This is a genomic window from Oceanicella actignis (genome assembly GCF_008124525.1).
In the GTDB taxonomy this organism is placed as follows: domain Bacteria; phylum Pseudomonadota; class Alphaproteobacteria; order Rhodobacterales; family Rhodobacteraceae; genus Oceanicella; species Oceanicella actignis.
Genome location: NZ_VNHJ01000001.1, coordinates 251,410 through 265,532 on the forward strand (window position 1 = coordinate 251,410; position 14,123 = coordinate 265,532).

11 protein-coding genes are annotated in these 14,123 nt (G+C 69.0%); 6 read left to right on the forward strand and 5 right to left on the reverse strand.

Translation table 11 applies throughout. The features are described from left to right. Positions 1–44: 44 nt before the first annotated feature. The 4 genes from LY05_RS01120 to LY05_RS01135 form a co-directional block, all read right to left on the reverse strand. On the reverse strand, positions 45–920 hold the full coding sequence (locus LY05_RS01120) for an isocitrate lyase/PEP mutase family protein (protein WP_072746338.1): 876 nt from the start codon (positions 918–920) through the stop codon (positions 45–47). 4 nt (positions 921–924) lie between these two features. Continuing rightward, positions 925–2,196: a TRAP transporter large permease gene (locus LY05_RS01125; protein ID WP_072746337.1), complete on the reverse strand. Its 1,272-nt coding sequence runs from the start codon at positions 2,194–2,196 to the stop codon at positions 925–927. Continuing rightward, positions 2,193–2,690, reverse strand: coding sequence for a TRAP transporter small permease (locus tag LY05_RS01130; protein WP_170258719.1), 498 nt, complete (start codon positions 2,688–2,690; stop codon positions 2,193–2,195). The genes LY05_RS01125 and LY05_RS01130 overlap by 4 nt, the downstream gene beginning before the upstream one ends. Before the next feature lie 64 nt (positions 2,691–2,754). Next, positions 2,755–3,747 (reverse strand): TRAP transporter substrate-binding protein, encoded by a 993-nt coding sequence (locus LY05_RS01135; RefSeq protein ID WP_148921795.1) that lies wholly within the window; start codon positions 3,745–3,747, stop codon positions 2,755–2,757. 108 nt (positions 3,748–3,855) lie between these two features. On the opposite strand from LY05_RS01135, the gene LY05_RS01140 reads away from it, so the two are divergent. Then, on the forward strand, positions 3,856–4,101 hold the full coding sequence (locus LY05_RS01140) for a CDGSH iron-sulfur domain-containing protein (protein WP_072746334.1): 246 nt from the start codon (positions 3,856–3,858) through the stop codon (positions 4,099–4,101). 7 nt (positions 4,102–4,108) lie between these two features. Here the strand turns inward: LY05_RS01140 and LY05_RS01145 are convergent, their stop codons facing one another. Then, a complete protein-coding gene (locus LY05_RS01145; protein WP_148921796.1) occupies positions 4,109–4,807 on the reverse strand; it encodes a cyclic nucleotide-binding domain-containing protein in 699 nt (232 codons plus the stop codon). A gap of 256 nt (positions 4,808–5,063) precedes the next feature. On the opposite strand from LY05_RS01145, the gene LY05_RS01150 reads away from it, so the two are divergent. The 5 genes from LY05_RS01150 (at position 5,064) to narJ (ending at position 14,116) form a co-directional block, all read left to right on the forward strand. Then, positions 5,064–6,401 carry an MFS transporter gene (locus LY05_RS01150; protein WP_148921797.1) on the forward strand — a complete coding sequence of 446 codons (1,338 nt, stop codon included), beginning with the start codon at positions 5,064–5,066 and terminating at the stop codon, positions 6,399–6,401. Positions 6,402–6,467: 66 nt separating this feature from the next. Then, the gene (locus LY05_RS01155) at positions 6,468–8,087 is read left to right on the forward strand and encodes an MFS transporter (RefSeq protein WP_148921798.1); all 1,620 of its coding nucleotides are present in this window, start codon (positions 6,468–6,470) and stop codon (positions 8,085–8,087) included. 73 nt (positions 8,088–8,160) lie between these two features. Continuing rightward, positions 8,161–11,880, forward strand: coding sequence for a nitrate reductase subunit alpha (locus LY05_RS01160; RefSeq protein ID WP_148921799.1), 3,720 nt, complete (start codon positions 8,161–8,163; stop codon positions 11,878–11,880). Continuing rightward, a complete protein-coding gene (narH, locus tag LY05_RS01165; protein ID WP_148921800.1) occupies positions 11,877–13,400 on the forward strand; it encodes a nitrate reductase subunit beta in 1,524 nt (507 codons plus the stop codon). Before LY05_RS01160 ends, narH begins: the two co-directional genes overlap by 4 nt. Beyond that, positions 13,400–14,116: a nitrate reductase molybdenum cofactor assembly chaperone gene (gene narJ / locus LY05_RS01170; protein WP_148921801.1), complete on the forward strand. Its 717-nt coding sequence runs from the start codon at positions 13,400–13,402 to the stop codon at positions 14,114–14,116. Before narH ends, narJ begins: the two co-directional genes overlap by 1 nt. Positions 14,117–14,123: the final 7 nt, after the last annotated feature.

Genomic DNA, 14,123 nt, shown 5'->3' on the forward strand with positions numbered 1-14,123 from the left:
CGGCGGCGCCCATGCGCGTCCCTTGCGCGCCCCCCGTCGCCCGTTCAGCCGCGCCGGGACGAGGCGTAGGCCTCGGAGATGCGGTAGTAGTCGTCGAAGCCGACGCGCCGGCGCAGTTCGGCGAAATCCATCAGCCCCGGGCGGCGATCCTCGCGCATGGCGCGCAGCGTCGTCACCATGGCCTGCATCGCCGCCGCCATGAGCGAAAGCGGATAGGCCGCGATCGAGAAGCCGATCTCGCGCAGCGTCGCGAGCGGCAGGTCGGGGGTCTGGCCGCCCTCGACGATGTTCGCCATCTTGGGGCCGGGCAGCTCGGCGCAGATGCGGCGCATTTCCTCTTCGCTGCGCGGCGCCTCGACGAACAGGATGTCGGCGCCCAGCTCGGCGAAGCGCGCGGCGCGGGCGATGGCCTCGTCAAGGCCGTGCTCGTGACGCGCGTCGGTGCGCGCCAGGATCAGGATGTCGAGCCCCTCGTCGCGCAGCGCCGCGCGCGCGTCGGCCGCGGCGCGGATGCGGTCGAAGGCCTCGTCGCGCGGCACGACGGCCTTGCCGGGCGTGTGGCCGCAGCGCTTGGGGGCCAGCTGGTCCTCGATCATCACCGCCGCGCAGCCCGCCCGCGCGAAGCCGCGCACCGTGCGGCGCACGTTCATCGCGTTGCCGTAGCCCGTGTCGCCGTCGGCGATCAGCGGAATGTCCACGGCCTCGGCGATGTTGCGGGCCTGGTCGAGGACCTCGGCGTAGCTCATCAGCCCCAGATCGGGCGCGCCGATGCGGCTGGCCGAGGCGGCGAAGCCGGACATGAAGGTCAGCGCGTATCCCTCCTGCGCGATCAGCTTGCCCGACAGCGCGTCGAAGCAGCAGGGCATGAGGTGGCATGTGTCCTGCGCGAGCAGCGCGCGCAGCCGGTCGGCCTTGTTCATCGGATCACCATTTGAACGGAATGTAGAGAACCAGATCTGGCGCGGCGCGCATGATCGCCACCGTCGCCAGCATCAGCGCCAGGAACGGCAGCACGCCGCGCGCCACTTCGGCCAGGCGCGCGCGCGCCACCGACTGGATGACGTAAAGGTTCAGCCCCACCGGCGGCGTGATGAGCGCGCATTCCACCATCACCACCATGTAGATGCCGAACCACACCGGATCGAAGCCCAGCCGCATCGCCGCCGGCAGCAGAACCGGCGTCATGATCAGGATCATCGACAGCGCCTCGAACACCAGCCCCATCAGCAGCAGCACCGCCGAGACCGCCAGCAGGAACATGGCCGGCCCGTCGATGTTGGCCGCGATCAGGGCCGAGATCTCTTGCGGCAGACGGTAGAGCGCGATGGCCTTGCCGAAGATCTTGGCCCCCGCGACGATCAGCAGGATGGCGGTAGTGGTGACGGCCGAATCGCGCACCGCCGCCAGGAACCCCGACCAGCTCAGCGAGCGCGACCACAGCGTGGTGATGGCCAGCGCCGCGGCGAAGCCGATGGCCGCCGCCTCGGTGGGCGTGAAGGCGCCGGCGTAAAGCCCGCCGACCATCAGCGCCGCCAGCGCCAGCGCCGGCAGCACGCGCCGCGTGGCGGCGGCCCGCTCGGCCCAGCTTGCGCGCTCGAGCCGCGCGCCGGACGTCATGCGCGCATGCAGCATGGCGTAGAGGATGAACAGCGTCACCAGCGTCAGCCCCGGCCCGATGCCGCCCAGGAACAGCGCGATCACCGACTGCTCGGTGACGAAGCCGTAGACGATCATCGGGATCGAGGGCGGAATCAGGATGCCCAGCGTGCCGCCCGCCGCCAGCAGCCCGTAGACGAAGCGCCTGTCATGTCCGCGCGACAGCATTTCGGGGATGGCGACCGTGCCGATGGTGGCGGCCGTGGCCACGGACGAGCCCGAGATCGCCGCGAACATCGCGCAGCTGATGATGGTGGCCACCGCCAGCCCGCCGGGCCAGTGCCCGACCCAGGACTGAACCGCCGCGAACAGGTCGCGCCCCACGCCGCCATGCAGCAGCACGTTCGACATCAGAAGAAACAGCGGCACCGCCAGCAGGATGAAGCCGTCCAGCGTCGAAAGGATCGCCTGCGGCGCCATCAGGGGCGACAGCCCGCCGGCGATCAGCATTCCCAGCCCGACGCCGCCCAGCGCGAAGGCCACGGGCACGCCGATCAGCAAAAGGGCGAAAAGCGCGCCCAGGATGAGCAGAACCGTCATTCCTGCGCGCTCCCCAGACCCGGGGCGGGATCGCGCGGCAGCCGCGCCAGATCGGCCGCCGCCTGCAGCGCCAGCAGCGCAAATCCCAGCGGCACGGGCAGCTCGGCCACCCAGGACGGCAGATCCAGAAGCGAACCCGTCGTGCGCCCGCGCACGAGGCTGTCGTGAAAGATCTGCCAGCCCCACCACGCCACGATCGCCGAGAACGCGATCACGCAGACCAGCGCCGCCGCCGCGCACAGCCTTTGCGCGGGCAGGGGCAGAAGGTCGGTCAGCGCGTTGACGGTGACGTGGCGGCGCGCGCGCAGCACGCCCGCCATCGCCATCAGGCAGCCCCAGATGAGGCACAGCTGGCTCAGCTCGGCGGCCCAGATGGTGGGGCGCACGAAAAAGTAGCGCGCCACGACCTCGTAGGTCAGCATCGCGCCCGCGGCGACCATCAGCCAGGCCCCCAGCGCGGCCGCGCCGCGCGAGACGTGATCGATCAATTGCATGCAGAGCTTCCGAGCGGAAAGGGAACGCGGGCGACGGCCGCCGCCCGCGCGATGCGCCGTCGGGTCAGCCGTCGTGCCCGACCGCCGCAAGCACCTTGGCGCCCGCCTCGCCGGCGGCGGCCAGGAAGGCGTCGTAGACCGGCTTGGCCACCGCCTTCCAGGCGGCGACGTCGGCCTCGTCCAGCTCGACGATGTTCATCCCGTGCTCGCGCGCGGCGGCGTAGGCGTCGGCCTCGATCTGGGACATGCGGTCGCGCACGGTGCGCTCGGCCACGTCGGCGGCCTCGCGGATCCGGGCCTGGATCTCGGGGGGCAGGGCGTTCCACCACTGGGTGTTGACCACCACCACGAACTCGATGTCGGCGTGGTTGGTGACGGTGACCGTGTCCATCACCTCCCACAGCTTGCGCGACTTGACGCCCGAGATGCCGGTCATGCCCACATCCACCGTGCCGCGCTGATAGGCCAGATACTGCTCCGAGCCCGAGATCAGCGTCGGCGCGCCGCCCGCCGCCTTGACGAAATCGCCCAGCGTCTTGCCGAAGACGCGCACCTTCTTGCCCTTCAGATCCTCGGGCCGCTTGATGGGCGTTCCCTTGGACAGCATGATCGCGCCGCCATAGGCCTGCCAGTAAAGGATCTGGCCGCCGGTCCTGGCCACCTCTTCCTCGATGATCGTGCGCACGGGCGAGCCCTTGGCCACCGCGGCGCGCACCTTCTCTTCGCTGTTGAAGAGGAAGGGCATGTAGAACACGTCCACCACCGGCGCGTCGCCCACATAGCGCGTCAACGAGGCCACGCCCGCCTCGATCGCGCCCGAGCCGACGGCGGCCGGCACCTCCTTGTCCTTGTAGAGGGTCGCGCTGTCGTAGATCTCGACATCCACCGCGCCGCCGGTGCGCGCTTCGACCTCCTTCTCGAACAGAAGCAGGTTCTCGCCCAGATGGCTGGTCAGCGGCAGCTGAAGCGAGATGCGCATCTTGTGCGCGGGCTCGGCCATGGCCGCCCCGCCCAGCGCCAGCGCCGCCGCGGCGCCGCAAAGGAATGTCTTGAGCATGTTTTCCTCCCGGTTAAGTTTTGTCGGCAGGATGGCGCGGGGCGCGCGGCTTGGCAACATGCCGGACGCAGGACCCCGCGCAAGGCGCAAGGCGAAGGAAGGATGCCGATGCAAGAACCCAAGGCCGCGGGGCGCGAGCCCGTCAGCGTCGAGGTCAAGGCGGGAAAGACCTATTTCTGGTGCGCCTGCGGGCTGTCGCGCAACCAGCCCTTTTGCGACGGCAGCCACAAGGGAACCGGCTTCGCGCCCGTGAAGTGGGAGGCGAAGGCCGACGGCGCGAAGTTCTTCTGCACCTGCAAGCGCACCTCGCGCCCGCCCTTCTGCGACGGCAGCCACAAGGCGCTGGAAGGCTGAGCGCGTCTCAGGCGTCGGGGGCGTCGATCAGCGGATCGGGCTTGGCGAAGCGCACGAGCGCGGGCTGGTCGTCGATGGCGATGCGCTCGCCCTCGACGCGCACGCCGTAGGGGGCGAGCGCGCGGAAGGCGCGGCTCAGATTCTCGGGCGTCATGCCCAGAAGATGGGCCAGCTTGCGCTTTTCCATCCCCAGCTCGAATTCCGCCGCGCCGCCGCAGCCGCGCTGGCGGCGCAGCAGGAAGTTCGCCAGCCGCTCGAGCGAGCTGCGCAGCTTCAGATCCTTTTGCGCCCGGATCACCGCGCGATAGCACTGCGCCAGCTCGGTCACGACCGCGCGCGCGAAGACGGCGTCCTGATCGAACACTTCGCGCACATCCTGGCTGGGGATCATGGCGATTCGGCACTTGTCGACCGTGCGCGCCGACATCAGGTAGGGCGCGTCCTTGACCGTCGCGGCGAGGATGAAGGTCGAGACCGGCCGCACCAGCGCCATGGTCGTCTCGCGCCGGTTCCAGCGGGCGAAGAGCTCGACCGTTCCAGACAGCAGGATGTGCAGGAAGTCGCTCGTCTCGCCCTCGACGATCAGCTCCACATGGGGCGGGAAGTTCTGGACGTAGGCGCCGCGCATGAGCGCCTGAAAGCTGTCCTCGGCGATCTGCGAGAACAGCGGCAGGGCGCGCACGTCTGGGTGAAGCGACTCGGGCATGGCGCCGGCTCCTGCTGGGGCGATTTGCGGCCGTGGTGGCAGATCGCTTGACATTTGTCAATCGTGCCTGCGGCAAATTCGCCGCAGGGCATTGACCCGGCGCGACGGCGCGCCTGCCGTTTCGCGCCGAAACCTTTATTTCGTCGGCGCGCGCCCTCGGGCCTGATCCAGATCAAGCCCCGCCGCGACGCGGCCCCGCAAAACCGGCCCCAGGCGGCCGCTCTCGGGCCGCGGTCAACGTCGTGGAGGGACGATCATGAACGCCTTGGAGGGCGTCACGCGCGCCGATCAGAACCGGGCGCTGGCGCTGAGCACCTTCGCCTTCACCGTGTGCTTCGCCGTATGGACGATCTTTTCGATCATCGGCGTGCGCATCAAGCAGGAGCTGGGGCTGAGCGACACCCAGTTCGGCCTTCTGGTGGCGACGCCGGTGCTGACCGGCTCGATCAGCCGCATCTTTCTGGGCGTGTGGACCGAGCAGTTCGGCGGCCGCGTCATGTTCCCGCTGCAGATGCTGATCACCGCCGTGTGCGTGTGGCTGCTGACCAGCGTGCACACCTACGAGGTGTTCCTGCTGGCGGCGCTGGGCGTGGGGCTTGCGGGCGGCTCGTTCATCATCGGCGTCGCCTATGTCTCGCGCTGGTACGAGCGCGAGCGCCAGGGCACCGCGCTGGGCATCTTCGGCGCGGGCAATGTGGGCGCGGCGGTGACGAACTTCGTGGCGCCGTTCCTAGTGGTCTCGCTGGGCTGGCAGGGCACGGCGCGGGTCTATGCGGTCGCGCTGGCGATCACGGCCGTGCTGTTCTACCTCCTGGCCACGACCGACCCCGAGCACGAGCGGCGCAAGGCGCAGGGGCTTGGCCCGGTCTCGACGGCGCAGCAGCTGGCGCCGCTGAAGAACATCCAGGTCTGGCGCTTCGCGACCTACTACTTCTTCGTCTTCGGCGGCTTCGTGGCGCTGGCCAGCTTCCTGCCGCGCTACTACGTCGGCGCCTATGGGCTGCCGCTGACCACGGCGGGCGTCTTCGCGGGGCTCTATTCGATGCCCGGCTCGGTCTTTCGCGCGCTTGGCGGGTGGATGTCCGACAAGTGGGGCGCGCGGGCGGTGATGTATCTGACCTTCATCGGCTCGCTGGCCTGCCTGTTCGTGATGAGCTATCCGCGCACGCGCTACGTGATCGACGGCATCCACGGCCCGATCGCCTTCGAATTCGGGCTGAGCGTCGAGGTCTTCGTGGCCATCACCGTGGTCCTGGGCTTTCTGATGAGCCTGGGCAAGGCGGCGGTCTACAAGCACATCCCCGTCTACTACCCCAACCATGTGGGCGCGGTCGGCGGCCTGGTGGGCATGATCGGCGGCCTCGGGGGCTTCTTCCTGCCGATCGCCTTCGGCGCGCTGCTTGACCTGACGGGGGTCTGGACCGCGCCCTACATGCTGCTCTTCGCGCTGGTCGCCGTCTCGACGGTGTGGATGCACGTCGCCATCCGCCGCATGGAGCGCGCCCGCCATCCCGCCCTGGCGCAGGAGACCTTCCTGTCCGACGTGCCCGAGGCGCCCGTTCCCGCCGAGCCCGGCGCCGGCGCCCGCGGCTGAGGCCCGACGCGGCGGGCGCCCGGCGCGCCCGCCGCCCCCTCGCAAGAACGAACAAGGAAACCAACCATGGCAAAGGATCTTGTCGGCTGGAACCCCGAGGACCCGGAACAGTGGGAAAGCTGGGGCAAGGGGGTTGCGCGCCGCAATCTGTGGATCTCGATCCCCGCGCTGCTCGTGTCCTTCGCGGTGTGGCTGTGCTGGGGCGTGATCACGGTGCAGATGATCAACCTTGGCTATCCCTTCACCAAGGCCGAGCTGTTCACCCTGTCGGCCATCGCCGGCCTGTCGGGCGCCACGCTGCGCATCCCCGAGACCTTCTTCATCCGCCTTGCGGGCGGGCGCAACACGATCTTCTGGACGACCTCGCTCTTGATGATCCCGGCCTTCGGCGCGGGTCTGGCGCTGCAGAACCCGGACACGCCGCTGTGGGTGTTCCAGATCCTTGCGCTTCTGTCGGGCATCGGCGGCGGCAACTTCGCCTCGTCCATGTCCAACATCAGCTTCTTCTATCCCAAGCGCATCCAGGGCTACGCGCTGGGCATGAATGCGGGGCTGGGCAATTTCGGCGTCACGACGATGCAGATCCTGGTGCCGCTGGCCATGACCGCGGCGCTGTTCGCGCCGGCGCTGGGCGCGCATCCGATGACGCTGCAGGCGCCCTCGGGCACGCTGATCGGCAAGATCCCCGCCGGGACCGAGACCTGGATCATGAACGCCGGCTATGTGTGGCTGATCCCGCTGGTTCCGCTGGCCTTCGCCACCTGGCTGGGCATGAACAACATCCGCGACGAGCACGTCACCCCCGAGCCGCCCGCCCCGCCGGTCGCCTTCGCGGTGCTGACCGGGATGCTGGCGGTGGGCCTGGCGACGGCCGCCTTCGGGCTGTGGCTGATGCTGCCGGCGAATGTCGGCGGCTCGGGGCTGATGGTCTCGAAATGGATCGCGCTGCCCCTGGTCATCGCGCTGACGGTGGGGGCGCTGCGCATGATCCCCGGCGAGGTCGGGCGCAGCCTGTCGCGCCAATACGGCATCTTCCGCGACAAGCACACCTGGTCGATGACGGTCATCTACACCATGACCTTCGGCTCGTTCATCGGCTACTCGGCCGCCTTCGCGCTGGCCATCAAGGTGGTGTTCGGCTTCCAGCACATCATGGTCGACGGCGTCATGACCCATGACACGGTCAACCCCGCCGGTCCCTCGGCGCTGATGTATGCTTGGATGGGACCGTTCATCGGCGCGCTGATCCGGCCGGTGGGCGGGATCTGGGCCGACCGCGCCGGCGGCGCGAAGGTGACGCAGATCATCTCGGTGGTGATGGTGATCTCGGCGCTCGGCGTGGCGTGGGTGCTGAACCTGGCCTACGCCTCGGCCACGCCGCAGGACTACTTCCTGCCCTTCATGCTGCTGTTCCTGACGCTGTTCACCGCCACGGGCATCGGCAACGGGTCCACCTTCCGCACCATCGCCGTGATCTTCGAGCGCGAGCGCCGCGGCCCCGTGCTGGGCTGGACCTCGGCGGTGGCCGCCTACGGCGCCTTCATCATCCCCCAGGTGATCGGCGAGCAGATCAAGGCCGGCACGCCCGAGAACGCGCTCTACGGGCTGGCCGTCTTCTACATGATCTGCATCGCGCTGAACTGGTGGTTCTACCTGCGCCGCGGCGCCTACGTCGCCAATCCCTGAGCGCAGCCGCCCGATACGCCGCGCGGCCCGCGCCGCGCGGCCCCTCGAACGCCCTAGCAAACGGAGCCGTCCGATGAGCCATCTTCTGGACCGACTGAACTTCCTCGAACCCAAGGCGGTCGAGACCTTCGCCGACGGTCATGGCCAGGTCACGCGCGAAAGCCGCGACTGGGAGGACACCTACAGAAACCGCTGGCGGCACGACAAGATCGTGCGCTCGACCCACGGCGTGAACTGCACCGGTTCGTGCAGCTGGAAGATCTACGTCAAGTCGGGCATCGTCACCTGGGAGACGCAGCAGACCGACTATCCGCGCACCCGCCCCGACCTGCCCAATCACGAGCCGCGCGGCTGCGCGCGCGGCGCCTCCTACAGCTGGTATCTCTACTCGGCCAACCGGGTGAAGCACCCGCTGGTGCGCGGCCGGCTGATGAAGACCTGGCGGCGCCTGCGCGAAACCAAGAGCCCCATCGAGGCCTGGACCGCGATCCAGGAGGACCCGCTGCTGCGCGCCGACTACGTCAAGGCCCGCGGCAAGGGCGGCTTCGTGCGCGCCAGCTGGGACGAGGCGACCGAGATCGTCGCCGCCGCCAACGCCTACACCGTGCGCCGCTACGGCCCCGACCGCATCTTCGGCTTCTCGCCCATCCCGGCCATGTCGATGATCAGCTACGCGGCGGGCTCGCGCTACCTGTCGCTGCTGGGCGGCGTGTGCATGTCCTTCTACGACTGGTATTGCGACCTGCCGCCCTCCAGCCCCATGACCTGGGGCGAGCAGACCGACGTGCCCGAGTCGGCCGACTGGTACAACGCCGGCTATCTGATCCTGTGGGGCTCGAACGTGCCGCAGACGCGCACGCCCGACGCCCATTTCTACACCGAGGCGCGCTATCGCGGCGCCAAGTCCGCCGTCATCTGCCCCGACTATTCCGAGGCGGCCAAGTTCGGCGATGTGTGGCTGAACGTGAAGCAGGGCACGGACGCCGCGCTGGGCATGGCCTTCGGCCACGTCATCCTGCGCGAGTTCCACCTGGACCGGCAGGCCGAGTATTTCGAGGAATACTGCCGCCGCTTCACCGACATGCCCATGCTGGTGCGCCTTGACAGGCGCGACGGGCGCCTGACGCCGGGCCGCTTCCTGCGCGCGGCCGACATCGACGGCGCGCTGGGCCAGACGAACAACCCCGAATGGAAGACGCTGGTGTGGGACCGGCTGTCGGGCGGCCTTGCGGCGCCCAACGGCTCGATCGGCTTCCGCTGGGGCGAGAAGGGCGCCTGGAACCTCGAGGAGCAGGCGGACGGCAAGCCCATCGAGCCGGTCATGTCCTTCATCCTCGACGAGGACCGCGACGACGTGGCCGGGGTGGACTTCCCCTATTTCGGCGGCGCGGCCACCGAGTTCTTCGCCACCGGCGACAAGCGCCCCGACGTGCTGACGCGCAACGTCCCGGTCAAGCGGGTGCGCCTGGCCGACGGCGAAGAGGCCCTGGTGGCGACGGTCTTCGACCTTCTGTGCGCCAATTACGGACTCGACCGCGGGCTTGGGGGCGAGTGGGTCGCCGCCTCGTATGACGAGGACGTTCCCGGAACCCCCGCCTGGGCCGAGAAGATCACCGGCGTTCCGGCCGACAAGATCATCCACGTCGCGCGCGAATTCGCCTCGAACGCCGAAAAGACGCGCGGCAAGTCCATGGTCATCATCGGCGCGGCGATGAACCACTGGTATCACATGGACATGAACTACCGCGCCGTCATCAACATGCTGGCGATGTGCGGTTGCGTGGGCCAGTCGGGCGGCGGCTGGGCGCATTACGTGGGGCAGGAGAAGCTGCGCCCGCAGACCGGCTGGCTGCCCGTGGCCTTCGCGCTGGACTGGGGGCGGCCGCCGCGGCAGATGAACTCGACCAGCGCCTTCTACGCCCACACCGACCAGTGGCGCTACGAGACCGTGCGCGCGGACGAGCTGCTTTCGCCCACCGCGCCCGAGGGCGACTGGAACGCCAGCCTGATCGACTTCAACATCCGCGCCGAACGCATGGGCTGGCTGCCCTCGGCGCCGCAGCTGCGCACCAACCCGCTCGAGGTCGGCCGCGCGGCCAGGGAGGCGGGCAAGACGGCGGCCGAATACGTCGCCGAGAAGCTGAGCTCGGGCGAGCTCGAAATGTCCTGCGAGGACCCCGACGCCCCCGAGAACTGGCCGCGCAACCTGTTCGTGTGGCGCTCGAACCTGCTGGGCTCGTCGGGCAAGGGACACGAGTATTTCCTGCGCCACCTTCTGGGCGCCGATCACTCGGTCCTGGGCGCGGAAACCGCGAACCGGCCCGTCGAGGCGCGCTGGCGCGAGAAGGCGCCCGAAGGCAAGCTGGACCTTCTGGTGTGCATCGACTTCCGCATGTCCACGACCGCGGTCTATGCCGACATCGTGCTGCCGACCGCCTCGTGGTACGAGAAGAACGACCTCAACACCTCGGACATGCACCCCTTCATCCACCCGCTGCAGGCGGCGGTGGACCCGGCCTATGAGAGCCGCTCGGACTGGGAGATCTTCAAGTCCATCGCGCGCAAGTTCCAGCAGGTCGCGCCCGAGATCCTGGGCAAGGAGACCGACGTGGTCGCCGTGCCGCTTCTGCACGACACCCCGGCCGAGCTGGCGCAGGACGAGGTGCGCGACTGGAAGAAGGGCGAATGCCCGCTGATCCCGGGCAAGACGGCGCCCAACTTCGTCGCCGTCGAGCGCGACTACGGCGCCGTCTACGACCGCTTCGTGGCGCTGGGCCCGCTGCTGGACAAGCTGGGCAACGGCGGCAAGGGCATCGGCTGGAAGACCGAGGAAGAGGTCGAGGCGCTGCGCGCGCTCAACGGCGAATGGGAGACGGGCCCGGCCGCGGGCCGGCCCAGGATCGAGACCGACATCGACGCCTGCGAGGCGGTTCTGATGCTGGCGCCCGAGACGAACGGCCATGTCGCCGTGAAGGCCTGGGCGGCGCTGTCCGAGAACACGGGCCGCGACCATACCCACCTGGCCCGCCCGAAGGAGGAGGAGAAGATCCGCTTCCGCGACATCGCCGCGCAGCCGCGCAAGATCATCTCCTCGCCCACCTGGTCGGGGCTCGAATCCGAGCATGTCTGCTACAACGCCGGCTACACCAACGTGCACGAGCTGATCCCCTGGCGCACGCTGACCGGCCGCCAGCAGCTGTATCAGGACCATCTGTGGATGCGCGCCTTCGGCGAGGGCTTCGTGTCCTACCGCCCGCCGGTCGATCTCAAGACCGTCACCGACGCGGTGCGCGAGGCGGGCGACGCGCTGGTGCTGAACTTCATCACCCCGCACCAGAAATGGGGCATCCACTCGACCTATTCGGACAATCTGCTGATGCTCACGCTCAACCGCGGCGGGCCGGTGATCTGGATCTCCGAGACCGACGCGCGCAAGGCCGGCATCGCCGACAACGACTGGGTCGAGCTCTACAACGCCAACGGCGCGCTGACGGCGCGGGCGGTCGTCTCGCAGCGGATCCGCGAGGGCACGACCTTCATGTATCACGCGCAGGAGAAGATCGTGAACACGCCCGGCTCGCAAAGGACCGGCCGGCGCGGGGGCATCCACAACTCGGTCACCCGCGCCGTTCCCAAACCCACCCACATGATCGGCGGCTACGCGCAGCAGTCCTGGGGCTTCAACTACTACGGCACCGTCGGCGCCAACCGGGATGAGTTCGTGGTCGTCAGGAGAATGGACAAGGTCGACTGGCTCGACCGCCCGATCGGTTCGAAGGAGGCTGCCCAATGAAGGTGCGCGCGCAAATCGGCATGGTGCTGAACCTGGACAAGTGCATCGGGTGCCACACCTGCTCGGTGACCTGCAAGAACGTCTGGACCAGCCGCGAGGGGGTCGAATACGCCTGGTTCAACAACGTCGAGACCAAGCCCGGCACCGGCTATCCCACCGACTGGGAGAACCAGAACCGCTGGAACGGCGGCTGGGTGCGCACCGCCTCGGGGCGGCTGCGGCCGCGCCAGGGCGGCAAGTGGCGGATCCTGGCGAACCTGTTCGCCAACCCCGATCTGCCCGAGATCGACGACTATTACGAGCCGTTCGATTTCGACTACGACCATCTCAAGTCCGCCCCCGAGATGGAGCACTTCCCCACCGCGCGCCCGCGCTCGGCCATCACGGGCGAGCGCATCGAGAAGATCGAGAAGGGCCCCAACTGGGAGGAGATCCTGGGCGGCGAGTTCGAGAAGCGCAGCCAGGACTACAACTTCGAGGGCGTGCAGAAGCAGATCTACGGCGAATACGAAAACACCTTCATGATGTATCTGCCGCGGCTGTGCGAGCACTGCCTGAACCCCGCCTGCGCCGCGTCCTGCCCCTCGGGCGCGATCTACAAGCGCGAAGAGGACGGCATCGTCCTCATCGACCAGGAGAAATGCCGCGGCTGGCGCATGTGCGTCTCGGGCTGCCCCTACAAGAAGGTCTATTACAACTGGGCCACCGGCAAGTCCGAGAAATGCACCCTGTGCTATCCGCGCATCGAGTCGGGCAACCCGACGGTGTGCTCCGAGACCTGCGTCGGGCGCATCCGCTACATCGGCGTGATGCTCTATGACGCCGACGCCATCGCCGAGGCCGCCGCGGTCCCGTCCGAGAAGGAGCTCTACGACGCGCAGCTGGGCGTGTTCCTCGACCCGAACGACCCCGAGGTGATCGCCGCCGCCCGCGCCGAGGGCATCCCCGAGGACTGGATCGAGGCCGCCAGGCACAGCCCGGTGTGGAAGATGGCGATGGAGTGGAAGGTGGCCTTCCCGCTTCATCCCGAATACCGCACCCTGCCCATGGTCTGGTATGTGCCGCCGCTCTCGCCCATCCAGAACCGCGCCGCGGCGGGCGAGCTGGGCGGCGACGGCGCCATGCCCGACGTGCGTTCGCTGCGCATTCCGCTGCGCTACCTGGCGAACATGCTGACGGCGGGCGACGAGGCGCCGGTGGCGCTTGCGCTCGAGCGCATGCTGGCCATGCGCGCCTACATGCGCGCGCGCACGGTCGAGGGGGTGAACGACGAATCCCTGGCCGAGCGCGTCGGCCTTTCGCGCGCCCAGATCGAGGACATGTATCGCATCATGGCGCTGGCCGATTACGAGGACCGCTTCGTCATTCCCACCACGCATCGCGAACAGGTCGAAGACGCCTACGACCTGCGCGGGGGATGCGGCTTCACCGACACGAACGGCTGCTCGGGGGGCGTGTCGAAGGCGTCTCTGTTCGGCGGCTCGCGTCGTCCCCTCAAGATGCCCACGGAGGTCATGTGATGGACCGCACGCTCAAGGCCCTTTCGCTTGCGCTCAGCTACCCCACCCCCGAGCTGCAGCGCGCCATGCCCGAGATCGCGGCGGCGCTGGCCGCGGACTCGCGGCTGACCGCGGCGGCGCGGCGCGCGCTGCGCCCGCTGATGCAGGCGCTGGCGCAGGAGGACATCTACGCGCTGCAGGAAACCTATGTGGCGCTGTTCGACCGCACGCGCACGCTCTCGCTCAACCTGTTCGAGCATGTCCATGGCGAAAGCCGCGCGCGCGGCGGCGCCATGGTCTCGCTGCTCGAGACCTACCGCGCGGGCGGGTTCGAGCCGGTCACGGCCGAGCTGCCCGACCACCTGCCGGTGCTGCTCGAGTTCCTGTCGCTTCGCCCCGCCGCCGAGGCGCGCGAGATCCTCGCCGACGCGGCGCATATCCTCAAGGCGCTGCAGACGCGGCTCGAGCGGCGCGAAAGCCCGTGGGCCGCGGCCTTCGCGGCGCTGGTCGAGCTGTCGGGCGCGCGCGTCGCCCCCGACGCGCTGGCCGAGCTTCTCGAGCAGCCCGAGACCGACCCCGACGACCTCAAGGCCCTGGACGCGGTGTGGGAAGAGGCCGAGGTGCGCTTCGGCCCCGACCCCAACGCCGGCTGCCCCGCCTCGCGCGAGATGCTGGCCCGCATGGCGACCGATCCCGCCGCGCCCGAGAAACCCCGCGCCCTCGGCGCGGCCCGGTGACGGAGAA